Consider the following 23919-nt stretch of genomic DNA (forward strand, 5'->3'; position numbering starts at 1 on the left):
CTGTTTTGACCAGAGTCCCATAGTGTTCTCCCCAACCTTTCTCTTACTTCCATTTTAATGGGTTTGAGAGTTTACACAATATATTTTACAGACTCGCATTCCGCACTGGGTGGGTTCTATTCATCAACCGCTGAGACAGTGACAGAAACAAAGAAGACCACATCACGGGCGGCTAGCTCGCAATGTGGCGTTGTTGATTTTATGTTGCCCTCTTCTGTCGGATTGTAACTTAAATTTGCTTTAAATTATTGAAAGACCTTAAAATTGCGACTAAACATAAAGAAGCGTCTGACAAGCAGCAAATACTCGTTTGTCGAAAGTAAATAATTCCTTTGAATCTTAGACATCACTATCATCCTTTAGATAAGCCTCAAATTCTTCATCAGTCATACTGTCATCATAATTGTCTAGATGATATGCATGTGACATCCCGTTATGATCCAGAACATACTCTACAGTAGACTTCCTATCAGAAATAACTAAAGAAAAGTGATCATTACCTTCAAACCCACCTGACTCTAATTTCGATAATACCACCCAAGCAAAGCCGTCAATATCCATAATACTTTCATAGAATACTACCGATTTATTTATGTCATTTACAATAATACCTGGAATTTTATATTGTTTATGATAAGTTTTAGCAATTTGTAATGCTTGTTCTGCTGATATATTTGTTTTCACTACTCTACCTCCATCACTCTTCAAAACCTTTCCAACCTTGAAGTGGCCATTGACCATTTCTTACATAATATATATATTTTTGTGCCTCTAGAATCTCAGCATCACTATATCTACTTTTATTTTTCATAATTTCATTATAAACATGTTCTTCTCTCTGTAAAGTGCTTTGCTCGAGATATTTTTCTTTGCCAAGTTTATTCCATTGAGCAACATGATATGCTTCATGTTCAGCTGCTAAAATACTAGGATTTCCTTGTAGTACAATATAATAATCTTCGGGATGAAAACCACCTGCCTGAGTTGGTGATAAAATTTTTCCGTTTCTATCAATCTGCACTTCTATACCATACAAATCCTTCATTTTTCTTATATACTGTTTCTGTTCCTTAATACTTAACAGCCTCATTCCTTTAGCATTTAATCGTACTTCACCGCTAATAGGCATGTCTGACCATTCTTTATAATCAAGATCTCCCGTCCCCTTAGTTTCGAGCGGCACCTCTTTGGGTTTGCTCACTTTGGGAGGTGTAAGTTTAATACTTGCACTGGATGGCTTGGCAGTTATATTAATCTTCCCTTTGGGGATAGTTCCCGTCTGATTAATTTTGGGAGGAGTAACCTTATACTTACCTGTTCCGCCTGTGCTCAGACGAAGTTTAACTCTAGCTGGTTTGGTAGTAACATTCACCATCTCTTTAGAGATAACTTTCGCCGGATTGACCTTGGGAGAAGCTTGAACTTTCATTTTTTGTTTGAGCAACGCTAGCATTTGAACAGGCTTGCTGTTACTTGTGAGCTGTCTTGCCGATGTGTACACTTTTCCCATGTTCGATTTTACTAAAGGGCCTAGTCCGGCAAAAGCTCCTCCAAGTGTCGCCCCTGTCACTAAGGCTTCTGCTAATTCGTCACTCTTTGAACGATCATGAGTCAGAGAAAGGCCAACAGATTGCAATCCACCCGATATGCTCCCTGTAAGAATCCCGTTAGACATCTTTTGGGATACCTCTGGACTCATTACTTTCCCTATACCGTTTGCTAATTTGTTTTCAACGGCTTGTCCTGCTTTGGTGGCCAAAGTGCTTTCCGCAATGTTGACTGTACCTGAATAAAATCCTTGCCCTTTGATACCAGATCCAGTTGGAGTTAAAAAGTTCCCTGCGATGTTCCCTGCAAAATCAGCTATTTTATCTACCGTTTCATTTCCCGTTGATGCTACCTCATACTCTACGGGACTGCCATTAGCAGCAGCTGATGAAGTACTGAAACGCTCAATTGTTTTACCCGCACTAGTTTCCAGTAGAACATAATTAATCCCATCAACATAAGGAACTAGAATATTCTTCTTCATCCATTTCAATGTAGGATTTGAAGGGGAAGTGGCTGTTAGCTCCCTTTGTCTTTTCTCATACTCTGAAATTGGTTTAGGGCATGCATTTACGCTCTTCCTCTTTCCCCATTCATCTAATGCTTTCTTATCCCCCGCAGCCCCACGAGCTAGTAAAGAATTAGTCAATAGATAATGAGCATTCAATGGATTAGGAGGAGCAACATTTTTAGGTACGCTTGCCAGTAGCGATAAACCTGCTTTCGTATAATTCTTTTTATATACGTTTACGCCCGTATTTAAAACTGTTGCCACAGATCCAATCATGGGAATCATACCTGCTACACTTAGACACGTTTGTACCTTGTTAAGTATTCCGTCCAAAATCCCCGACTTTGGGCTCATCTTGGCTATGGTTTTCCCAGGAGCAGGCTTGCTCTGAGATGCCTTCACTTCATTATAGGCTTGTACCGTCATGAGTGGAGGTTCTGGTACAGGAGCTAGATCGGCAACATATACAGGACGCTTTATAATTCCATCCAGCTTTACTTGGGATGAGCGAAGATCAGTCTCTCCATCAAGTATCAAACTGCTCATCGCTGCCTGCATATATATAGACTCCCCAGCCTGCATACTCAGTTTAGTACCTGCATCCAACGTCAACGTCCTTCCAGCGTAGATGGACAGTTCACCTTCACTTTGAACTTGCACTCCATTTTGATCTAGCTGGATATACACCTTATTCATCTTCGCCGTCACCAAAACCTCAGATGGACTTAGCTTCAGTTCCTTACCTCGGTTGGTCCCCCAATACTTGACGTCAGGATCAGTCAATTGGGGAATCGATGACTTACTACGTCGTATAGAACTCTTCACAAATCCTTCCGACTCTCGTTCATTTGGGAATTGTAATTGTACTGTATCGCCTAGCTCAGGCATAACGTACCATCCGGTATGCCCCTCTGCTGAGAATCCTGTGTCGTAAGGAAACCATGATGCCTCACTCTTATTTTGTTGTTCATCAATGCTCAGATGTACACGCACTTGGTCTCCCATAACCTCGATAACTTTACCTTCCAAAGACGCACCACAAATCTGGGCATTATAACAGAGGTTTTGTCGTATTCCTTCGCTCTGGACTAATGTGTATTCATGCAACAGTAATCCACTACGTATTTTGGACACAATCTGGGTTACAACAAGCTCTTTGCCTCGAAAACGCAGGTAATCTCCCGGCCGGAAATACTGTCCACTTTCTACAGTATAACAGGTCTTATGGGATAAAGCTGATGCCTCAATCGTGTCCCCTTCTCCTCTAAATGCAGCAAAGCTCCGTTTTGTGCTATACGTCACCTCATCTAATTCACCTACGTTTCCTTCAGGCATACCGAACCAAAACTTAGGTGTTTCAGCAGCAATTTCTGGTACCAAAACACCTCCGAACCGGGAAGCCATCCGTTTTAAAAAAGCCCAATCCGTTTCTCTATATTGTAAAGTAAATTCTCTTAATTTGGTATTTTTAGACACAGTATCAATAATATCCGAGCCTTCATACTTGGAAAGAATATGTCTTTGTAGCTTTTCATAGGTTAGATTGCGATCTTGAAAAGATCGGGTAATAGGCTTTATATCCAACTGAATCGTATGTGATACCGCTTCTATCTCAATATAATAAATCTCACGAACAGTATTCAAATTCACATGCGTAATTTCCCCATGAAATAATGTCCGTAGACGCTTACCACGCTCATCTTTTTGAATCACTTCTACAGACTCGGAGGCTCCCTCCATTTGAATCAAACGAGCCTGCTCTCCTTCTGGAAAAATACCCCGAATTCGTAGGAAGGCGTGATCATTTAAATTTCGTTCAATATGCAGTTGTTCTATGTGTTGTATAGGATAAATACCGACAAATTCTAAACTCTGATAACTCGATATTCTCTCAACTTGGCTCACTGAGTATATTCCCCCTCTCATACAACACCACCTAAAAAAGTTGCAAAATATCTATTAGATTAAAAATTCAATCCAAATTCTGGCCATCGTTCTCAATACTTATGAACCCACAGTATAAACATCAGTTTGAACACTGGTCTGTTAGCGAAGCCTGTCCTTCTACCAAGACATCCTTTTTTCCACCTATCCATGGATGTGTAATCATTGGAATACAGGGAGCTTTTTTTACACCGTAAATATCAACCATATTGCTATTTAAAACTGCGGGATTAGTAAGGCTGAAACAACGTCCAAAACCTGAAATATTATCACCCGGCAAATAGTCACTCACGTTCATCTGCGCTTTATCCTTGATATAGACTCCATGACTGAATGGACGCTTGAGTCGCGTCGGTTGCGTACCAAAGCTACATTTTAATATTGCTCCTGCAACAACGTAACCTTTCTTGTCAGATGAATTGGCCTGTAAAATCATTTGTTCTTCTGCCATCCTGCTACCTCCTATACTTTAAGCAATCAGTTTGTCTTCACTTCACTACCGATTACACTAGTATCACCACCGAGCACGATGTTGCTGCTCTGGCTAGATAGGACAACTTCCTCTCCGGCAGAAATTTTTATTTTTTTACCGGCACTCATATGAATATTTCCTCCAGCAGAAAAATTGATAGCCTTGTCACTTACAATTTGGATTCCGCTTCCTTGATTCAACTGGATGAAAATAGCCCCGTCTTTACCTGTAATTACGATTTCGTCAGGTGTCATTCGAATTTCCTTGCCATGCGGTGTACGAAAAATTTTGGTATCAGGACTGTCAATCTTGTTGGATCCATCTTTAGTGCGATCTTGACGGGCCGAACTACTGGCAAAACCCTCTTGCTCCTGATGTGCTGGAAAATAAACTCTTACAGTATCACCTATTTCAGGCATAACGTACCACCCACTATGTCCTTCAGCTGTATAACCTGTTGCGTAAGGGAACCAGTGAGCTTTATCTATAGCTTGAACTAAATCTATTTCTAAATGCACCTTAACTCTGTCTCTCTGGAGCGCTACTACCTTACCCTGCAACGATAATCCGATCATTTGTTCATTAAATATTTCCTTATGGCGAAGACCTTCATGTGATGTCAACGTATAAATGCACTTCAGTATCCCTTTGCTCATTTCAGTTAGTGCTTTATATACAAACAAGGTTTTCCCATGAAAAATCACTTGATTCCCTAGTTCAAGGACATGATTAGTCTCTACAACATAGTCTATAAAATGGTTTTCTTGGATAGTAGCTGTACCATTTTCAGAAAAATAGCGGAAGGAAGACATACGTTTACTAATGGTATAATGATAATTTTCCAAGTTCACTGGGGCATTAACTTCTTCCACACCAAAATAGAATTTGGGGGTGCTAAACGTAGAAGCTGGCATGAGAGATGTATGATAACGTGAAGCAATCCGTTTAAGAAACTCCCAATCTGTTTCGCGGTACTGTATTGTTAGTTGATTTAATGATGCTCCTGCGGTGGCTGAGTCAATAATATCAATTCCGGGATAACCGTTAGCAATAACCTCCAATAATCCAGCTATTTTCATATGTTTATCTTGAAATGAACGACTCTTCTTACATATGTCAAGCTTGTAGGTATGAGATATAGCCTCAACTTCAAGATAGTAAACTCCTCGTACGAATTTCACTTCAATATCCAACACCGTACCACTAAATATCAATAAACGTTCGCCTTCCTCTGTAATCTGGGATACCTCTATTAAAGAATCTGCCTCAGTCATTTCTACATAGGTATCCTTCAGTTCTTCGGGTACAATGGCAGTGAATTTTAAACGTGTGTGATGGTTCAATTGCTTCTCAATAATTAACTCATGTAGATTAACTAATTGATAGGGTGTAATTTGCACATTGCTGTATGTAGTACTTAAAACCTTCATATGAACTCACCTTCCCTTTTGGCTTGAATTACTAAAGAACCCATCATACCTTTCGCTATCGGCCGCCAAAGTTTAACCTCTTCTTCCATACAGTTAAAAGTAATGATAAGAGCACGCTCCTCTAATGTGACAAAACAAGCCAAATTGTAGACCGGAGTACTCAAAGTAGGTGTTATAAATTCGCAATATCCAGCCAACTGATTTTGAATATTAATGATGCCGTCTCCATACCATTCCATAAGCTTCTCTGTATTTTTGAGTATATGGACCATTTCATTCTTAAATAGCTCCATCTCGGACTCCGAAAGCTCACTTGATGTATGGTTAAATGTGAGATTAGTTGTACCCCTATTATTCGTAAAAATAAGTTCCGGTCGATGGCAAGACGGATACTTCAACAAAGCATCTTCTTCCTCCATTTTCTTAAACGTTTTCGGCATGGTCATGGATATCCGCCCATCCAGCAAAAGGCGTTCGATTAAAGAAACAGTCTCACCGTCTAAATGTATTAACGTCTGCAGTGAAATCGTTGACCAGTCTTTTATAGATACAGATAACTTTTCTTGCTTTAATGAGTTCATTAATGCCAAGATTTGCTCGTCCATATACTCCATATCATCGGCTCCTTTGGCTTATTATCAACCCATCGATAATATGACCGGTTCCCAAATTGATTCTCTTACTCAATAGCTCCTATGACTCTAACTGCTAATCTACTAGCATTCGTTGACCTCCTGAACGGGCGGTTCCTGCATTCACACGTCGCCCCCCTTTTTCCTCTAGTACACGAGCCATAACCTGATGTAGCTTACTGGAATCATAGTCTCGGTAAGCCGTCCCAGAACGGGACGACAAATAATGAAGAACAACTTCGCGTTCAATAAAGCCTTGATTTAGACACAACATTGCAAAGGACAGATCAAATGGATCTGACGTTCCACGGCTGATGAGCTCACGTGCGAACATTTTGAAAATACAGGAAGGTAGCGTCGGCCCAGTTGTACCTGCCTGTTCTACTTGAATAAGGTTAAACGTGTTGAACTCCGTTGCCAAATCGGCAAAATCCACATAATCAGAACGTAATAGAGCCCCTGTTTTGAGCTTAAATCTGCCTAACTCCAGCTCACGCTGATTAACTTGTTCTTCTTCGAGACATATATTTCCCAAATGTCGCTGAAAATCAGCAGTGGATTGCTCCTCTTGAAATTTGATTTTCAGCACCGACAGCCGACCTGTGGCTGTATACGGCACTTCCTGCTCCTGCTCCAGCAGGTACAGCCTGCCCTTGTGCTTCACGATGCCTCTACCGATGGTCAGCCTATCCTCCGCTACAGTTACGTTCATTCCGGTAATAATGCCATCCGAATAATCTTGATACCGGATATCCAGAAAACTGCGAGGGTAGTCCCGCAGGTTCTCCAGCATCTCGGTTTTAAGAATACGGCCTTTCTCAAACTTCGGAACGATATGGGTTAACATAGTTCCCCTCCTTTCACAATTCTTCTTTATTCAGGGGAACAGACAGCCGATTCACACCGGGCGCAGGAGGCGGAACAGTAACTCCATCATCAGTGGGCTGAGCTTTACTTCCTCCGAGTAATCCAGTAAGCAGGCGAAAATTCTTTTCTAAAAATCTGCGTATATCCATCGTGCTCCCCCCGATTGAAAACTACCTTTACATCCCGGCTCCCCGCTCGTCCTGCTCACGCAGGATATGATTCAGCTCACGTTTATCCACGACGTAGGTACGAGCGATCAGATCGTGAAGGGCTTGTTTTCTAGCTGTAAAGGCTGTCATGATAAAACCGATGGACAGAATGATAGCGGATATAAACTTACTCCAATGGCGGGCACTGGCACGTCCAAAGCTGAGCTTCTGGTTAAATTCATCTACCACGACGATCCCGAGAGCTAGCTTGCCCACCGAGGCTTTGCATTTGGAAGATTCCATAATCGCGTGATACAGCCACATCGCACCCCAATTAAGCAAAGTCTGTCCGACCATCTTCATTGTAAAAATAGGGGACGATCCGTCTGTGATCAGGGATGTTTCCGCAGGGGAAGGCTCCCAATCCCCCATTAATCTCACCACTAGCAATATCAGACCAATTATCATAAATACGAACCACATCAACAGATTGTCAATAATACTCGCCAAAACCCGTTTCCAAAAACCTGCGTATAACATACTATTCCTTCCGAATATTGTATTTTCATTCCATTGTGTCTTCTGTTATTTCGCACTTCATAGTGTCTTCGTATCGTGCTGTGTGCTGTCTCTGTTGGCCTGTCCTACTTTGTGCCGTCAAAAAAATCCAGTTCGGAGAGATCATTTTCGAAGGCAAAAAAGCGTTTGGGTCCCAGATGCAGCAATTCATCCCGACGGGTGATCGGCACTACATAAAAGCCCCAACGGCTGTCGCCTGCAAACACAAAATATTTCGTCTCGCCGTTGCGAATAGAGTCGGTATCATCCTGCGGAATATCCCGCCCGTACAGCACGAAGATTTCCTCATACGGCATCGGCTCAAAGGCTTCTGGCCGACTGCGGTACACATGGCGCTGACGCAGCTTGCCGCCGTTCGCCGTCAGGAAAAATTCCACCTCGGCCGCATGAGACGGCCTGGAAATAGAGCCGCGCACACGGTTGCTCTCCAAGCTCGCAATCAGTTCCTTCTCGCGCCCCGTATGCGTCCATGCGCTGACGGTGTACGGAATGGCCGGAATATGATTGGTAATGACAGGCTCAATGGTACCCATTTTTTTGGCATTCAGATAACGGATGGCTCCGCGCAGACAGGCCATTTTCAGCTCAGGCACCCGGCTCAGGTCTTCCGCCTTCTGACGGAACTCAATGCTACGACCCGGCACAAATTCCTTGAGCGCCTCGCGAAATACGTCAATTCGGCAGGACTGCCCGGTCAGCTTGATAATCGAATAATCCTGCAAGCGCCCCTCCTGATAAAAATCATCTAGAAACTTGCGTACAATATTATAGATATCCGCCTTGAGAAGCTGCTGTATTTCACGGATATTGAACACCACATCAGGCAAACCGTATTCATCACGAAAACGTCCATTTTCGATAACTGAAACCAGCCAACGATCCATCACCGCAATGTTCAGGTCACTTTCGGTTGAAAATACCTGCTCGGATTCGAAGCGGCTGCGCAGGATACCTGTGCGTAAGAAAAATTCCTTTTTCATATTTTCCGCCGCGCTCCACAACAGATGAAAATTGCTTAGCACCCGTTGATATTCGTCCCGTGTGGCATGCTCATACTGCTTGAACGCCGTAGGCAAGATGGCCTCTGCCTCTCGATAACGTTCCTCCAGTCCCGCATACACAGCATCTACGCCAAATTCATCCACATGGCGGTACAAATCCCCTGAAGGAATGCCAATCAAGGCATCAATATCGGTATCAGGCAATCGTGTTTCCGCTGCATAATAGCCTGCAAACACAATTTTCATGAACTGCATAATCCGATACGTCAGATTGTTTCCGCCAAAATTGGTATCCCCATTTTCATAGGTGGTGTGAATATCAAGCTTATAGGCAATGCGTCCATCCTCAATACGGAATCGGCAGGATGATAAATCCGTTGTACCTCCACCGCAATCAATGACAAGAGCCTGATATTCCTCACCGTCCGCAAACGTCCCTCGTTCCATCTGGTCTGCCAGCGTGTTGTACAGCACAGCCAGCCCTTCATCCAGCGCATCCTCTGCTTCAATCCGGTAATCCGGCAAAATTTCGCTAAACATCTCGATAAACTGCGGCTGTAGCTTGACGGGAGCAGAAAAGTGCAGATTGCGAAACCGACACTTGAATTGTTGCTCGGCTGTCGCAATTACATAACGGATAAAAGCCGCCAAAATTTCGCTGCGAGAAGCGGTCGCCGTATTTCCCTCGGAATCCATTAATTCCTCGGTTCGCTTGTAGTCATTGACCCAGCGCTTGATGCCCCGCAGTACCGTCGCCCGGCTGCCCGCTACATCCGTTCCACGCAGTGCTTCCTCTCCGTATACGTATACGATATGCTCCGGGTTAGAGCAATCCGCGACACGAATGGCGGTCGGCAACACTTCGATCCACTCCCCCTCCGCTCCCTCCGGGCCGGGGAAGGACACATAATTGATCGCGTTCAGCCGTACCGTGCTGCTCATACCCGCATCCGGGGCAGTAACGTAGGAACTATCCAGATATGCGCCTGCCGTGGTGTTCGAGGTGCCAAAGTCAACTGCCAGTACCGCATCTGTCGTTTCAGTACCGCGAATGATCAGCTCTGCCACCGGAATACGTTGACCTTGAAGCTTCAATGGCAGCATTGGCTTATCTCCATAGTAGAGGTTATAAAAATATTCCGATTCCTGTCTTCGCAAAAACAGCAGACTGTAATTATGGTTGGCCGTCTCCCGCAGTTCAGCGTCGAGATGGCGGGAAAGGTAATATATGCCTGTCCGTCCCTCTTCCTTCACCAAATTCAACACACCGCACAGTTCTCCCACCGCATTCACCAGCAGCACATTAGACGCGTTCAGCCAAGGCAAGTCGGATTCAATCCGGTAATTGTCCATGCGACCTGTCCGCACACCCTGATACAGCGTGATTTTGGCGGGAACCCGGATACCACCGCTCTCCTGCCGTCGATCATTCCAATTTCGCCGCAGTGCCGATTCGATGCGCTCGAAGCCGCCCGGGTTGGGCCGGGTAATGAGCAGATGCTCCTCCGCGCTCCGAAACCGCAAAATCACGCGGATCAGTTCCTCACGTGCCAGACGATTAGCAAAGCCCTCGACCAGACGCTCCTTATCACATATTCCGCGTAGCTGAAAGGTCGTCATTTGCTCTAGCTCCGCCCGCGTGTATTTCGCCGTGAAGCGAATGCCTTTTCGATCGGTGAGCGGGTCAAGCAACCTGTATGTATAGGGTCCGTTCATCGTTCACATGTCCTTTCTTCGCCATTTGGCCTTTAATAGAGGGCAATAGCGTCTATTTTCATCGTCGGGTCTGCCTCCAAAATACCGAAATGACGTGTCCAATACAGCTCAATCGTAAAACGCGCCGGAAGAAACAGATCCAGAATTAAATCCGCTTTGATCCGCGACAGCTGCGTTTCCTCCTGACCGATATAGATGAGCAATTCGTCCTTTTCCTCACAATTGGTATAAATGATTGAGCGGTGAAAAACGCGGCGCATCGTTTCTTTGAGCAGATGTACAGCTTCTCCTGTCTCATACAGCCGCAGCAATCCTTCTGCAATTGCATCCTGCTCCTCACGGTTTAACTGTGTAAAGCTTTCCTTCACCTTCGGGCCAAAAATGCCGTTCCCGATATCACGCTGAACAAACCGGATATGGTACTCCCGCCGATTCATTCCTTGATACAAATCCATTTCGGCCAGAAAATGCATCATAATATCGAACAGCGATTCTCTCAGCTCCAGGTACTCTTCAGCATCCGGCGGAAACAGGTCCCGAAAAATAGAATAAAAGCGGTAGTATGGATTGATTTCCACCACCTGCTTCAACTCGAATGTATTCAGTTCGGTCAGGCTCAGCTCCATATACGGGGAATAGCTGACAGCGGGTACAAACCGGAAGCTATTCACATCTAACTCCTGTTCCCTCGCGCGCATAAGCAAATCCCAGACATAATTCACAGCCATTCTCCTTCACACTTGTACTCCGGGAAATACATTTGCACTTCCGACACCAGAAAGCTCATCAAGTCGGATAAAATGTAGGCGGGAAATGTTGGCGAAGCATCCGCAGAACCGTGTCTGAACCCCAATCGCATGATCTGCTTGCCTTCCTCGGTCCGCACGTTGTCACTGACAAACGGATTTAACGGGTACGTCTGGGTTTTGGATAAAAGCTTGCTCACGTCATTTCTGCCTGTTCCTCCCCAAATGTCCACACGCTCCAATTCCAGTCCCTGTGCAGCTTCAAAAGAATGTACAATGCGCGTAATTTCCGCTTTGGCCCGGACGATCACTGCCTGTTTACCTGCATAGCGGCCCAAAAAGCTGTCCTGCCGCCGATTGGACAACACCGGATAGGTTTGACGACTAAGTCGCGTCAGGATGGGCTTCGTAACCTTCAACACATTCCATTCACCGGACTTATCACGTGGCGTGACAATCGTCAGTTCCTCTTCCGTGCGCTTGATATACCGGATATCGCCTTCCACTCCGTCAATCAGATAGCCGTGCTCAGGTCCTGTTTTACGTAATGGAAATACATGCTCATAGTTCACATGATCTATTGCCGGTATAGGGAAACCACTGTTTTTCAGAGACAGTCGTTCAATGTTCCAAAGCGGAAAAACATCCACCTTCTTAAAAACGTCGAACTCCTCCAATGAGATCGTAATTTCGTGAATTTCCTCATCGACGGCAGGCTCACCTTCTCCTCCAACCAGTACACAATCGACAAATTTATAAGCGTACGGGTGATTAATCGTTTTCCACGGCATGCCATTTTGTATGAACATAAGATACAACTTCTCAATTTCTAAAATATAAGAACGGTTGTGCTCCAGACGAAAACGAATCGGATAGCTTCCTGCTTCCGTTACAAGCGTACCCTCGAAAACCCGTTTGCTACGTACAAGCGCGGTGATCTGCTCGGTCTCCATCTCCAGAAAAAGAGTAAAAAGCGGCAGCGCCCCGCCTTCCCGAACGACCTCTGCCACACGGCTGATATCCATGACCTTGTCCTTGGTATCTGACGGCAACACCGGATATAAAAATTCATGAATCGGATCATAGTCCTCACGTGATGTCAATGACACGTACACGTCAAACTTCTCTTCCGTATTCTCAATTTCCTCAAATACCCGCCGTTCCAGCTGGCGGGTCATTTCTTCCTGATATTCGACGAGGTTCATAAATACCCCCGCCATCATATTTTTCAGCAAACGTCTCTGCTCCAGATCGTCCATCTTGCTCAAACGGTCCTGCACCAGCTCTTTCACGACGCCTCACTCCTTTCCGGCTCCAGCATTCATTGAACATGAAAACTTTAACTCCCGTTCGCAGCCGCCTGATCCTGACTGCCTGAATCGGACGTACCCGCTTCTTTGGAAGCGGGATTAGCAGTTCCTTGCTCCTTGCTGGCGGGTGCCTTCGTCGAAGAGGCATTCCCATCGCCCGTACTGCCGCTCTTCGTAGCTGAAGAAGCTTCCTTCTTCGTTGCTGAAGAGGCTTCCTTCTTCGCGGCTGCCGTATCCGCTGAACTCGTCGTCGCAGCATTACCCGTAGCTGCCGCAGCCTTGGTTTGCGATGCTGTAGCAGGGGTTGCGGTAGTGGAAGCAGCGGCTTCATCCGCTATGTCCCCTGCGCCCGTATCGTTCAGCGACCCGTCCGACAATCCCGATCCAGCAGCAAGTTGGCCATTTTTCTGCTGCTCCGCGCTCTGTTTCTCCTCTGCCTTCGCAATACTCCGCTCCAGTGCCAGTACACTTTCAAGCTTACCGATTTCCTGATAAATCTCCTGTGCCCCGCTATAAGCGTCAATGGCTCCTTCATAATCGAGGTCCTTCATCAGCCGATCTCCTCTGGCCTGTAGCTTGCCAGCCTGAATTTCCTTGAGCTGCTGCTGGATGGCCGTCATTTTATCATGAGTCTCGGCAATCTTCTTCTCCAGCTCTTTTTGCGCAGAGGTATAGCCGGATTCCATCGCAGCTTTATTCGCTTTCGTATACAGCTTGAGCGCACTCATGTAATCGCCGCCCTGAAATTTCAGATCCCCATCCTTCATCCAGCTCGCCGTTTCAGCATAGCTGTCCAACTGGTCGATTTTTTTCTCAATATCCTTCACATTAAACGAGGGGTACAGACCGGCACTTTTCCGCGCTTTATCGTAGCTGGCTTCGGCTTTGGTAAAGTCTGCTTTTTCCACATATCCGTCCCCGTCAACCATGAGTTGGGATACTTTCTGCTCTGCCGTATACAGTCGCTTGTGAATCTTATCGTTAATTTTAACTGCCGCGTTTTTCGCTTCACTGTAGGACTTGAGCGCCTTCGCATAATCACCTGCCCTGGCGTAATCATCCGCGGTCTGAGCCGATTCGACCATCGTTTCCAGAGCAGCCGCCTTGTTCGCAGCCATACGGGCCAGGGTAATCCACGCTCCCCCGCCTACGATCACAAAGGCGAGCAACGCAATCAAAATCTGTTTGATCAGCTTGCGACGGTTCTTAGGCTTTTCCTGAAAAATTTTGTTCACATAGATGGCAGCAGCCGTATAATTGTTCACCGCCCGGCGCTGCTTGCTCAGCAGAACCTCTTCCAGCGTATCCGTCAGCATAACCGGGTCCTTCGCTTCCTCCAGCGCACCCAGCATTTCAGCCAATTCAACATCTTCCCACATCCCGGATGTGGCGAGCAGCATTACATCTCCATCTGCAAGCTGCGTCTTTTTGGCAACATAGGCATGAACTCCATTCGGATTTCCCAGGTATTCCAGCAGATTGCCCCGTTCCTCATGCGTGCTGGTCGCTTCGTCAGGAATACGTCCGTCATCCGCCAATGACTGAGCCAAACTATGATCCTTACTGCGAAAATTAAGCCGTCCATTGCGAAAATGATACAGCCGCACATTACCGCACGAAACGTATACCATTTTGTTATAGTTGGTCACCACCATGAGCAGACTGGCCTTGAGCCGCACACGGCGGCTTTCGAATTGCAGCCATTCCTGCGCTTCACGCAAGTCTCTCATCAGGCGCCGCTTGGACATGGAAGGCTTCTCCATGAAGTTTTCCAGCACCGTTTTGACAACCATTTCTGCGCTGCGCAGCTCCTGATCCGAATCCAGACCGTCTGCGAGGACATAACAGGCCATGTCGTCCGTCTCCATGAATGCAAAATAGTCCCGGTTGTCTATGTAAGAGCCCGCTTCCGACACAAAGGCGGTACTAAAATCGCTGTTGTCCTTGCGCATCGCTACCCCCGTCTTTCTGGTTTCATCCTATCGCCAACATAACCACTGTCGCATTATCCTGACTTTTAAAGCCTTTATCATTAATCGTATCGATCATTGCTTCCGTCATTTCCTGTGGTGTTCCACCCTGGCGCATGATCTCTTCCAGCTCAATCTCCGTCAGTGCCTCCTGAATGCCATCGCTGCACAAGAGCACATGATCGCCTGCGTACAGGCGAATCGGCGCAGCACCAAGCTCCATGCTCTCAAAGCCCTCATAGCCCAAATAATTGACCAATTGATTGCGAACCGGACTCGTTTTGGCCTCTTCCGAGGTCATTTGCCCAGCCAGCACCCGTTCCTCCAGCAAGGTTTCCGCCGTATGCTTGGAATTAACGCTCTGAAAATGACCGTTGCGGTAAATCGTAATCAGGCTATCGCCCACCGCTCCGTAATACAACTGATAGCCGCAAATGATAACTGCCGCCAGCGTCGTCCCGCCGCCCTGCCCATTCAAATTTTGCAAAATACTGCGATTGCTCTGAGTTGCCGCTTCTGCAAAATAACCGTTCAGGTTCGACGCATCTTCCAGCTTGGCGAACGCCTTCGTAAAGGTCGTCACCGCCAATGTACTGGACATGCGTCCATTAGCCAGTCCGCTGATCCCGTCTGCGACAACCGCCAGCGTACCGACAGGTGTCGTCATACTTGCAAAATAATCATCCTGCTCGCTTCGGCTCCCGATCGTTTGACCATTTCCGATCTCAATTCCACTCACGGTACGACTGCCGGGACTTCGCGTCAGCCACATGCGGATCATGAGAAGAACAGCGAATAGCACCGCAGCTCCGCATACAACAAAATAAGGCTGCATTTCGTTACCTCCCTGCACCATGCCCACTTCCGTCCTAGTTTTCGTTATCCCACTCAAAATGGGCGCCGCACAGCGGGATAAAGATAAATTTGCTGTGCCCCAGTTGAATCACATCATAAGCAGCCAGCTCTGCTGGTGAATATACTGCCTCGTTATTGTGATACGCCAAGCCTGACGAATCCCCCGGCAGCAAGTAGAAATTACGCTTCTTCGGATCATACACAATGACCGCATGATTTCTGCGTGAAATCGTGTTGTCTCCAATAATACGGACATGCATTTCCTCGGCACGTCCAATAAAGTTTTTCTCGGCCATAATGCGGTAGTCCTGACCCACCTGCGCTCCTTCGATGCATACCAGCCACCCGGTTACCGGGTGAATCCCCACGGTCTCGCCCAAATACGGCATCGTTCTGTCATCGTCTCCCGCACCGTTGGCTTTTGCCGTTGGTTCAACACTTTTCGGTGCGGCTACATTTACCACCGTATTACAATAAGGACACGTATTTCCGTGCTTTCGTGTACTGAACATGTGTCCGTTCGGGCATCTTGTCAAACTCATAGTCGGTTCCTTCCCCCATTGTCATGATTGTCTTTTCAGCTATTTAACGAGTAGCCTCGTATTGGCGATATATAATAGATCACCTGTGTAAATCCGGTACGGCTCACCGCTTTCCAGCTTCTTGGTTACACTTTCGTTCGCAGGCCGTAGCCCGGTACCGTTATCGGAATCCACATCCTCCACAAACCAGTCGCTGTTCACCCGGTTGAGCACCACATGCTCCACGCTTACAAGAGATGCATAATCTGTACCTGCCAAATCAATATCCGCCTCGGAACGAGCCGTTGTTTTGCCGATCAGGAGCGACGTTTCGCCTTCGATATACCATTCTTTAATGGACTCGCCCTCTTCATCCATCAGTATCAGCTTGGTAATCCGATTGCGGTGTGTCTTTGGCTTCACCACACGTTCAACCGACACCAGATTACGCAATATGTATACAAGCACGCCGATTCCGATACCTATCACGACCACGGTTTTCAAACCGCTATAGCCTGTACAGCTAAACATATAAAAGGCGATCGCCAGCATCAGCCCGAACATGGCAACATCTATGATGAAAACCCATCTGTTCTGCGCCGTTTTCACTGCTTGCTTCCCCCGTTTCTATCCTGAAATCATCACTTTTTACGAATACCGAAAAACTGGTTAAACATCGCCGAGGTATCCGTAGGATCAGCGGATTTTTTCGTTTTTTTCCCTGGTGAGCCTTCCTTCGTTTTCGGATGAAAACCGAAAAATTGCTCAAAATCAGTTCCTATATCAGCCGGATTAAATCCTTTGGCTGCGGTGCGAGCACCGCTGGAAGATGCTGACCCTCTTCCTCTCTCTTGCTGCGATCCGCCAGCTCCCTCTGTTTTTCGGATGAGCTCGGCATCGTATGCCTGCCGCAATGCTTCGTCACGCAAGGTATTGTAAGCCTCGTGAATCAGCTTGAACTTGCGCGTTGCTTCCTCGCTTCCCTGGTTGGTATCCGGATGATACTTTTTGGCCAGTTTGCGGTAAGCCTGCTTAATCTCTGTCTCCGAAGCATCCCGGCTGACACCGAGCAGCTCATAATAGTTGGTCATTGTGTGATGTTCCCCTCTCCGAAAAAAACAAATATTAAGAGACCCGAAGGCCTCTTAATATTGGTCCACCCTGCACTTGAACGCGGGGTGAGTGTGTGTTCAAGCTGCGCTTAACGTCAGGACGTCAAGCTTAAACCGGATATCCGCCGTCGATTGTAGCCAGCTCGGTTTTGTCTTTCTTTTGTTTGATGTAGAGTGTAAATGCACCTACACCTTCTGTGTCACCGAAGTGCTCGTTGTAGTCTACAACGAATGCATTCGGGAAATGGATTTTACGCACAACTTGGTCAGCTGCGATAACTTCCAGTGTTACTTTACGGTAGCTGTCTGCTTTTTCAGCAGGAACCAGGGACCACAAAGCCAGTTTCAGCGTGTCATCCGCGCTGTCGCCGTCTACGGCTGTGATAATTTTACCGCTGATGCGCAGCGTGGAGCCTACGTCAGTGGAGCGTGCATTGGAGTCGTCCGGCGTATCGGTTTCATAAATAACCGTTTGGATGTTATCCAAGCCCAGCTCGATTGTTTCTTGTCCTTCAACTTTCAATTTGAATCCCATGTGTGTTGCCTCCTTGAAATTAGGTAATATGATGGCGGGAGAAGCAGGGCTTCTCCGCAATTTATGTATAAAGGCGGTTCTGGATAGAAACGCCTCTAACATCTTTCGTAGCGCTCGAATCATGATTTGACCGAGCTGGTTCCTTTAGTGATCATGACTTCCAGGTTCTTCACATTGCCGTTGAAAACCAGATCGATATGGCACATATTGCTTTTCTCATCAATAATGAAGCTCATATCGTCTCCGTCCTGAATGATCGAGTTCACAGATCCTCTGCTGCCCAGCCACTTGCTCTTTTGGCTGCTCGGATTGTTACTGAAGAAGCGGACGATATTTTCGTGTTTGAAGTCTCCTGTTTGGTAGCGCAAAATACGTTCAATGTACGTGCTGACCAGCGTCTTGTAGATGGAATCAAAGCCGTCCTCGGACATCGCCATGCTTCTCGCCTTGTAGACGGTAATCCGGCGGATATCCTTGTCCTGAATCTGAGCATTCTCGGACGAGAATACAAAGCCGAAGTTTTTACGGTTGATGGCATCCTTGATTGTGTTGGTGAACCCGGTGATTTCCTTGGCCATCGTCGTCACCGTGCGCAGACTGTTGTCTCCCGCTTCGATGTCGAAGCGTACGCCAGGGAAGTTTTTGTTGACCGTTTTGAATGTCTCACGCAGGTACTCAGGACACTGATAAGAAGCGACCAAACCAGCGGCAACGTAGGCTGCACCCACATAAACGCCTTCGATCCACAACTTGAGAATATCCTCTTTCTCCTTGGAGAGCTGCACACCGCTTTCGGTCTGTAGCATTTTGCTGTCGATAATGACACCCGATTTATCCTTCGGAATAATCGTGAAGTTCGGTACGCAAGGAATCGCAAATTCGCTGTATTCTCTGCGAACGAGACTGGCGCATTTATCGACATATTTGTCGATGCCTGCTGTCGCCATACTGTTGAAGGTCGTTTCTTCACCGGATTCAAAATTAAAGAACATTTGAATTTTGTAATCCTTCACGACTTGCAGCAGCATCGAGAGCGATTCCATCGAATTTCCACCCTGCTTAACGACCTTCTCGTTGCCTTTGAAGCGTTCACGTGAAACCTTCACCTTACCGGCTGCTTCCAACTCGACGGATGGAACGATACCGAACCAGATCGTATCGCTGAATTCATTTTTGGCATTCACGGTGTTCAGATACGTTTCCAGACGCGGGATATTACTGCTTTTCACCAGCATGTCCAGCTTGTTATTTGCCACCAGCATGGTTGGCAACATACCTTTACTCTTCGTTGCATATTGATCAAAGAACATTTTGACGCCGAGGATTTTTTCCACAAGCGGCTTAACCGCCTTTACGAAATCATCCTTGGCATTTTTATAGAACTCTAGATACGTGTTGTAGTTCTGAACTTCAACCGCTGTATCGACCTTGGTCTGAACAGCCGGCAGCGGCACAAACGTGCGCACCACCAAATCCTTCACATAGTCGGAAGGCGTATCCGTAATAGAGTTGTAATCTTCCTCGAACACCTGTGACAGATCGCTCGTGCTGTTCTCATCCAGCAGCATCAGCTCGGTGCTGTCGCTCTTCGGTGCTTCAATAATTTTCAGCTCGCCGCCTTCCCCAATGGAAAGCATACCCACCTGGATCAGCTCACCGGAGTTTTCCTCCTGGGCGCCACCGAGCAGAAGGCGGGTTTTGATATCCTCAATCGCCAGTGGCAGCATGGCCATAACGTTGTTGTAGTTCTGGCTTGCTTCCTCGAACATTCCATTCAGCTTGTCACCCATGTCGAGTTTCTTCGGATCGCCGTCATCCAGCTTGTCGTATTCACCGTACATATAGTGAATTTCTTTGCGGACTTGACGAATATCGTCCATAACCTTTTTCGGAGAAATCATATCCAGCAGATTTTCAAACTTGAAATCCACATTTGTGATTCCTTGGCTGCGCTTGGTATCAATGAGTGTAAACAACATTTTCAGAAAATCATTGCTTTGATTCACACGGATTTCAGAAATGCTGTCCTCATCAATCCCCTCCGGCTTTTTGAGGGTATAGACCACTTTTTGATTAGCCGCGTTAAAAAACGAATACACCGTCGGCGAAAATTTATCCAAAAATTCGTCGAAGCTGCGCACCAGAAGGTGCTGGTTAATTTCCTTGATTTTCTCATCACTCAAGCTGTCAATGCCCTTCACATCACCTACAATTGTGATCAGGTCCAGCTTTTCCGGGTTGATTTCTTCAAAAAGCATTGTCCGGTTTGTTTGATAAATGATTTCCATCGCTGTCGGCAAACGAATGAAAGTATGGATATACGCCGAAAGCCTCATACACGGACACGCGATGTCCAATTTAGAGCAGCCGGGTTTCCACGCTTAGTTCTTTTGCCTCCTCCCCCCTACATAACATTCAAATTGGCCAAAGGATTCGGCTCATACTGCATACGCAGTACAGGCATGTAACCTCGAAAATCAGTCCGAAGCGTTTATTTAACTTTTAATGGATAAATTAACAAACAGAGATAAATTGTTCAGATAACAAGGAAATTCAGTTTCTCTTATTCCGTGATCCTACTCTTATCCCAGTTTTTGCCGTTAATATAAGAGCTATCATACAAAGCATTCGTTAGTTTTGTCAATTTCTGTAGTCCAAGATTGAAACAGGGTAATTTGACTCATTTTATGCGTAAATACGTAATTCTTATGATATGCTAGTCCTGTTTATTCAGGGAATTATTCACAAATGGAACTCAATTGCCGATAGAAGTCCATTGGATATTTCTGATAAGCGTAAAAGTATCAAATTCATGGCTAATGTGAGGGTTAACAGCTGTTTTGATCCTTTATCCCTTATATCCCAGGGATTAGAAGAGTGGGCGCACACGCATTGGCCTCGTCGATGGAGGAGCTTATGTTCAGAATGAGGAGATTAGGAATCATTGTTTTCATGACTTTTGTACTATTTTTTCAAATCGGCTTAAATGGGGGCCTTGGGACTGTAAATCAGACGAATGCAGCATCTTTGGGAGCCGTTCCGGTCGAGGGTTATGACGCCGTTTTTGTATTGGATACCAGTTATTCCATGAGGGAAACCGATCCCGAGGGCATTGCGGCCGAAGTCATCAATATGTTTATGGATTTGAGTGATGCAGACCGTACACGCGTCGGATTCGTCGCTTACAACCATCATGTAGTCGCCTCGAAGTCGCTGACTTCTATTGCAGTAGCGGCGCAAAAATCCCAAATTCAGCAGGAAATTAGAACGCTGAACCATTCCGGTTATACAGATCTGGGACTTGGATTGCGTAAAGGCTCGGAACTGCTTGCCGCAGGGACTTCTAAAGGTCGCCAGCCTTTTATGATCCTGTTGTCCGATGGAGAGACTGATTTTGGAGCCTCTTCCGGTTCCCGATCCAAAGGGGACTCAAGCAATGACGTATCCTCCGTTATTAAGTCTGCACAGACCAAAGGATACCCCGTGTATACAATTGGTCTGAATCATGACGGCACGGTGAACCGGCAAGAACTGGAGCGAATCGCTTCGCAAACGGGGGGAGCTTCTTTCATAACGAGCAGCGCCGAGGATCTGCCGGAAATTTTAAACCGTATTTTCGCCAACCAAATTCGTTCCAAGCTCGTTCCAGTCGCGGCGATTACGACCACTGGCGAAATGCAGGAATTAACGGTGGATATACCGGACTCTAGTATGGAAGAAGCCAATCTGGTGCTTTTGTCGGAGCATCCTCTTCAGGAAACACAGCTTTATTCCAATTCAGAAAATGTCCGCAGGTACAAATCGAGCCGATATGCGATTTTAAAAATTGAGCATCCACAGGCAGGCAAAATCAAGCTGAAACTGAGGGGCATACGCGGAGATTTGGTCAAAATCAATTTGCTTGGCAGCTATCGACTGGAAGCCGAGGCCACCATGACGGGAAACAAGGGAAAACAAACCAATGGAAACAAACCCGTGCAGCTACTTAAGGGACAAGCCATACCTTTCAAAGCCCAGTTGTTGCTGCCGGATGGTCAAAAGCTTACAGACGAAGCTGTATATAAATCGCTTAAAGCCCATATCATGGTTACACCCGTAAAGGGCGGTACAAGCAAAAAGGTACCTATGACCTACAGGTCGGGATTCTTCCAGACCGAATACGCGTTCCCTCTAGCGGGGGATTATACTTGGCAGCTGTCTTTGGACAGCCCGCAATGGTATCGCAAGGGAGCGGCTCATACCGTCCATGCGGCGAATGCTGCACCACAGGCTTTAAAGGACCTGACCATTCGTCTGGTGAAGGAAGACCGGGATGTCCGCCGGAGTTTAAGCGAATTTTTTGCTGATCCGAATCATGACAAGCTCACCTATAAGCTGGATTCAGGAGCCACAGGGGATGCGGCTAATGCTGAGATTAACGGCACAGATCTGCTGTTATCCGGGCTTCACACGGGCGACTCTGAGTTGAAAATTACCGCTACCGATTCGGAAGGAGCATCCAGCAGCGCTACGCTGACCGTTTCCGTGCAGTCCCGGTATACAGCCCTCAAATGGACGGTAGCGATCAGTGTCATAGTGGCAGCACTTCTGTACTGGTTCTTGCGGCCAAAACCGCAGTTTGCGGGAAGAATCGAGGGATATTTCCTAGCAACAGCAAGTGGACAGGAGATTCCGGTAAAATCTTGGCCGCTCACCTCCTTTCCAGGCCGGAAGGTCAGCTTGCAGGAGTTGTTCCGTACGCTCGATGTTCACGAACCGCTGCCAGAAGCGGAGCGGATCATCTTTTCCGCGGGTAAAAAAGGGATGCTTGTGGTCAAACATGATACACGCTGCGCCTTGCAGCACGGGAAAGTCAGAATTGCCCGCAATAAAAAGGCCGTGCTGGAGTATAGCGACAAGCTGTACATTACGTTCGAGGACGGTGTTACTGAAATCGAGCTACGGTACAAAGCGATCAAACCCAATACCTCCGTGTACACCGATCATATTCAAGCTCCGATAGGATAACGTCGGCCGGAAACAAAAAAGGGAAGCACCGTCTCTTACGATTAACGAACCGTAAGAGTAGGGCGCTTCCTTTTTTTTATCCAATATTCCGCACGCAGTGCGGCTTTAAACCATCTGAGCGAGCGGCAACGCTTATTAGCCTGTACCTCCAGACCTCGCCGAATCACATACGGCAGCAGGGAAAGACCTGCATTTTCGATCTGAATCCGATCGGCCTGATCTGCAAACAACCTACCCGGCACATCCGGTGGAGGTGATCCTTTTCGGCAATAATACAGCGTAGCGGCCAGACTGTAGATATCCGATACAGGTCCTTGCTGTGAGCGATTAGAGTAGAACTCCAGCGGAGAGTAGCCCGCTGTAGTGAAGATCGGATGCTCTTTGCCTTCAAAATGCACAGCCGATCCAAAATCAAGCAGCTTGATTTTGCCATTCTCCCCGATCATAATGTTGCCTGGCTTAATATCCCGATGAATAATGCCTTTGTCGTGAATGTATTCCATGGCATCAATTAAAGGCAGCAGCGCATGGTACAAAAAAGCAGGATTGGACGTTGGAGCATCCTCTTCCTTCATTACCCTGTCCAGCGTCTTACCTGAACAATACTCCATCACCAGATAAGCGGTTCCATTCTCTTCAAAGTGATCTATATAACCGACAATACCCGGATGGCTTAATTCCTTGAGCATTTGCCCTTCACGCAAAAAATAATGCATAAACTCCACGTATTTGAATTGCATAGATGCACTGCAGGTCACCGTTTTTCGATCCGATCCCCGCAAAGCGAGCGCATTCGGAAAAAACTCCTTAACAATAACCTTTTCTCGATTATCCAACAGCCTTGCCGTATACACGATGGCCAGCTCACTGCGGGACAAGGCGCTTCGAATTTGATATGTATTTCGCAGCTTCGTATTGCGGGCAAGCAGATTCCCGCTTGTATCCACGATCATGACTCGTCCTCCTGTCAGATTCTTAGCTTATGTCTTTTGAATATATCGGCTTATTACATTT

The 23919-nt window shown here is 46.5% G+C and carries 20 protein-coding genes; 1 reads left to right on the forward strand and 19 read right to left on the reverse strand.

The features are described 5' to 3' along the window. Window positions 1–339: 339 nt before the first annotated feature. The 18 genes from ACWGOO_RS19190 to ACWGOO_RS19275 all read right to left on the reverse strand — a co-directional run bounded on the left by ACWGOO_RS19190 (window position 340) and on the right by ACWGOO_RS19275 (window position 20186). Window positions 340–684: a hypothetical protein gene (locus ACWGOO_RS19190; protein ID WP_231887482.1), complete on the reverse strand. Its 345-nt coding sequence runs from the start codon at window positions 682–684 to the stop codon at window positions 340–342. A gap of 13 nt (window positions 685–697) precedes the next feature. Next, the gene (locus ACWGOO_RS19195; RefSeq protein ID WP_452486029.1) at window positions 698–3964 is read right to left on the reverse strand and encodes a zincin-like metallopeptidase toxin domain-containing protein; all 3267 of its coding nucleotides are present in this window, start codon (window positions 3962–3964) and stop codon (window positions 698–700) included. 121 nt (window positions 3965–4085) lie between these two features. After that, entirely contained in the window at window positions 4086–4454 is a 369-nt protein-coding gene (locus ACWGOO_RS19200; RefSeq protein WP_452486031.1) for a DUF4280 domain-containing protein, read from the reverse strand. Window positions 4455–4480: 26 nt separating this feature from the next. After that, window positions 4481–5905, reverse strand: a complete 1425-nt coding sequence (locus tag ACWGOO_RS19205) for a phage baseplate assembly protein V (RefSeq protein ID WP_452486033.1) — start codon at window positions 5903–5905, stop codon at window positions 4481–4483. Then, entirely contained in the window at window positions 5902–6519 is a 618-nt protein-coding gene (locus tag ACWGOO_RS19210; RefSeq protein WP_452486035.1) for a hypothetical protein, read from the reverse strand. Before ACWGOO_RS19210 ends, ACWGOO_RS19205 begins: the two co-directional genes overlap by 4 nt. 94 nt (window positions 6520–6613) lie before the next feature. Continuing rightward, window positions 6614–7384 carry a DNA and RNA helicase gene (locus ACWGOO_RS19215; protein WP_452486037.1) on the reverse strand — a complete coding sequence of 257 codons (771 nt, stop codon included), beginning with the start codon at window positions 7382–7384 and terminating at the stop codon, window positions 6614–6616. Window positions 7385–7397: 13 nt separating this feature from the next. Continuing rightward, window positions 7398–7553: a hypothetical protein gene (locus ACWGOO_RS19220; protein WP_431087446.1), complete on the reverse strand. Its 156-nt coding sequence runs from the start codon at window positions 7551–7553 to the stop codon at window positions 7398–7400. A gap of 27 nt (window positions 7554–7580) precedes the next feature. Further along, window positions 7581–8093, reverse strand: coding sequence for an RDD family protein (locus tag ACWGOO_RS19225; protein WP_452486038.1), 513 nt, complete (start codon window positions 8091–8093; stop codon window positions 7581–7583). A gap of 104 nt (window positions 8094–8197) precedes the next feature. Next, window positions 8198–10849, reverse strand: a complete 2652-nt coding sequence (locus ACWGOO_RS19230; RefSeq protein ID WP_452486040.1) for a molecular chaperone — start codon at window positions 10847–10849, stop codon at window positions 8198–8200. A 32-nt stretch (window positions 10850–10881) separates the two neighbouring features. Beyond that, on the reverse strand, window positions 10882–11571 hold the full coding sequence (locus ACWGOO_RS19235) for an iron-dependent peroxidase (protein ID WP_452486042.1): 690 nt from the start codon (window positions 11569–11571) through the stop codon (window positions 10882–10884). Further along, window positions 11568–12887, reverse strand: a complete 1320-nt coding sequence (locus ACWGOO_RS19240) for a normocyte-binding protein (protein ID WP_452486044.1) — start codon at window positions 12885–12887, stop codon at window positions 11568–11570. Before ACWGOO_RS19240 ends, ACWGOO_RS19235 begins: the two co-directional genes overlap by 4 nt. A 47-nt stretch (window positions 12888–12934) precedes the next feature. Beyond that, the gene (locus ACWGOO_RS19245) at window positions 12935–14857 is read right to left on the reverse strand and encodes a PP2C family protein-serine/threonine phosphatase (protein WP_452486046.1); all 1923 of its coding nucleotides are present in this window, start codon (window positions 14855–14857) and stop codon (window positions 12935–12937) included. 22 nt (window positions 14858–14879) lie between these two features. Beyond that, window positions 14880–15710 (reverse strand): PP2C family protein-serine/threonine phosphatase, encoded by an 831-nt coding sequence (locus tag ACWGOO_RS19250; RefSeq protein ID WP_452486048.1) that lies wholly within the window; start codon window positions 15708–15710, stop codon window positions 14880–14882. A gap of 34 nt (window positions 15711–15744) precedes the next feature. Then, window positions 15745–16272: an FHA domain-containing protein gene (locus tag ACWGOO_RS19255; RefSeq protein ID WP_452486050.1), complete on the reverse strand. Its 528-nt coding sequence runs from the start codon at window positions 16270–16272 to the stop codon at window positions 15745–15747. 39 nt (window positions 16273–16311) lie between these two features. Further along, on the reverse strand, window positions 16312–16860 hold the full coding sequence (locus ACWGOO_RS19260; protein ID WP_452486052.1) for an FHA domain-containing protein: 549 nt from the start codon (window positions 16858–16860) through the stop codon (window positions 16312–16314). 32 nt (window positions 16861–16892) lie between these two features. Next, window positions 16893–17342, reverse strand: a complete 450-nt coding sequence (locus ACWGOO_RS19265) for a DnaJ domain-containing protein (RefSeq protein ID WP_452486054.1) — start codon at window positions 17340–17342, stop codon at window positions 16893–16895. Between the two features lie 130 nt (window positions 17343–17472). Next, window positions 17473–17898 carry a membrane-associated protease 1 gene (locus tag ACWGOO_RS19270; RefSeq protein WP_452486056.1) on the reverse strand — a complete coding sequence of 142 codons (426 nt, stop codon included), beginning with the start codon at window positions 17896–17898 and terminating at the stop codon, window positions 17473–17475. A 119-nt stretch (window positions 17899–18017) separates the two neighbouring features. Beyond that, window positions 18018–20186, reverse strand: coding sequence for a transcriptional regulator (locus tag ACWGOO_RS19275; protein WP_452486129.1), 2169 nt, complete (start codon window positions 20184–20186; stop codon window positions 18018–18020). A 628-nt stretch (window positions 20187–20814) separates the two neighbouring features. Here ACWGOO_RS19275 and ACWGOO_RS19280 point away from each other — a divergent pair. Next, the gene (locus tag ACWGOO_RS19280) at window positions 20815–22905 is read left to right on the forward strand and encodes a VWA domain-containing protein (RefSeq protein ID WP_452486058.1); all 2091 of its coding nucleotides are present in this window, start codon (window positions 20815–20817) and stop codon (window positions 22903–22905) included. Between the two features lie 41 nt (window positions 22906–22946). On the opposite strand, the gene ACWGOO_RS19285 is transcribed toward ACWGOO_RS19280, so the two are convergent. Beyond that, window positions 22947–23858: a serine/threonine protein kinase gene (locus tag ACWGOO_RS19285; protein ID WP_452486060.1), complete on the reverse strand. Its 912-nt coding sequence runs from the start codon at window positions 23856–23858 to the stop codon at window positions 22947–22949. Between the last annotated feature and the right edge of the window lie 61 nt (window positions 23859–23919).

The organism is Paenibacillus sp. NPDC055715 (assembly GCF_053617595.1).

Coding starts and splice junctions, on each gene's coding strand:
- ACWGOO_RS19250 (WP_452486048.1), bottom strand. CDS start 15,710: ATGCAGCCTTATTTTGTTGTATGCGGAGCTGCGGTGCTATTCGCTGTT.
- ACWGOO_RS19205 (WP_452486033.1), bottom strand. CDS start 5,905: ATGAAGGTTTTAAGTACTACATACAGCAATGTGCAAATTACACCCTAT.
- ACWGOO_RS19275 (WP_452486129.1), bottom strand. CDS start 20,186: ATGGAAATCATTTATCAAACAAACCGGACAATGCTTTTTGAAGAAATC.
- ACWGOO_RS19245 (WP_452486046.1), bottom strand. CDS start 14,857: ATGCGCAAGGACAACAGCGATTTTAGTACCGCCTTTGTGTCGGAAGCG.
- ACWGOO_RS19200 (WP_452486031.1), bottom strand. CDS start 4,454: ATGGCAGAAGAACAAATGATTTTACAGGCCAATTCATCTGACAAGAAA.
- ACWGOO_RS19255 (WP_452486050.1), bottom strand. CDS start 16,272: ATGAGTTTGACAAGATGCCCGAACGGACACATGTTCAGTACACGAAAG.
- ACWGOO_RS19220 (WP_431087446.1), bottom strand. CDS start 7,553: ATGGATATACGCAGATTTTTAGAAAAGAATTTTCGCCTGCTTACTGGA.
- ACWGOO_RS19210 (WP_452486035.1), bottom strand. CDS start 6,519: ATGGAGTATATGGACGAGCAAATCTTGGCATTAATGAACTCATTAAAG.
- ACWGOO_RS19225 (WP_452486038.1), bottom strand. CDS start 8,093: ATGTTATACGCAGGTTTTTGGAAACGGGTTTTGGCGAGTATTATTGAC.
- ACWGOO_RS19265 (WP_452486054.1), bottom strand. CDS start 17,342: ATGACCAACTATTATGAGCTGCTCGGTGTCAGCCGGGATGCTTCGGAG.
- ACWGOO_RS19280 (WP_452486058.1), top strand. CDS start 20,815: ATGTTCAGAATGAGGAGATTAGGAATCATTGTTTTCATGACTTTTGTA.
- ACWGOO_RS19285 (WP_452486060.1), bottom strand. CDS start 23,858: ATGATCGTGGATACAAGCGGGAATCTGCTTGCCCGCAATACGAAGCTG.
- ACWGOO_RS19230 (WP_452486040.1), bottom strand. CDS start 10,849: ATGAACGGACCCTATACATACAGGTTGCTTGACCCGCTCACCGATCGA.
- ACWGOO_RS19215 (WP_452486037.1), bottom strand. CDS start 7,384: ATGTTAACCCATATCGTTCCGAAGTTTGAGAAAGGCCGTATTCTTAAA.
- ACWGOO_RS19270 (WP_452486056.1), bottom strand. CDS start 17,898: ATGGGATTCAAATTGAAAGTTGAAGGACAAGAAACAATCGAGCTGGGC.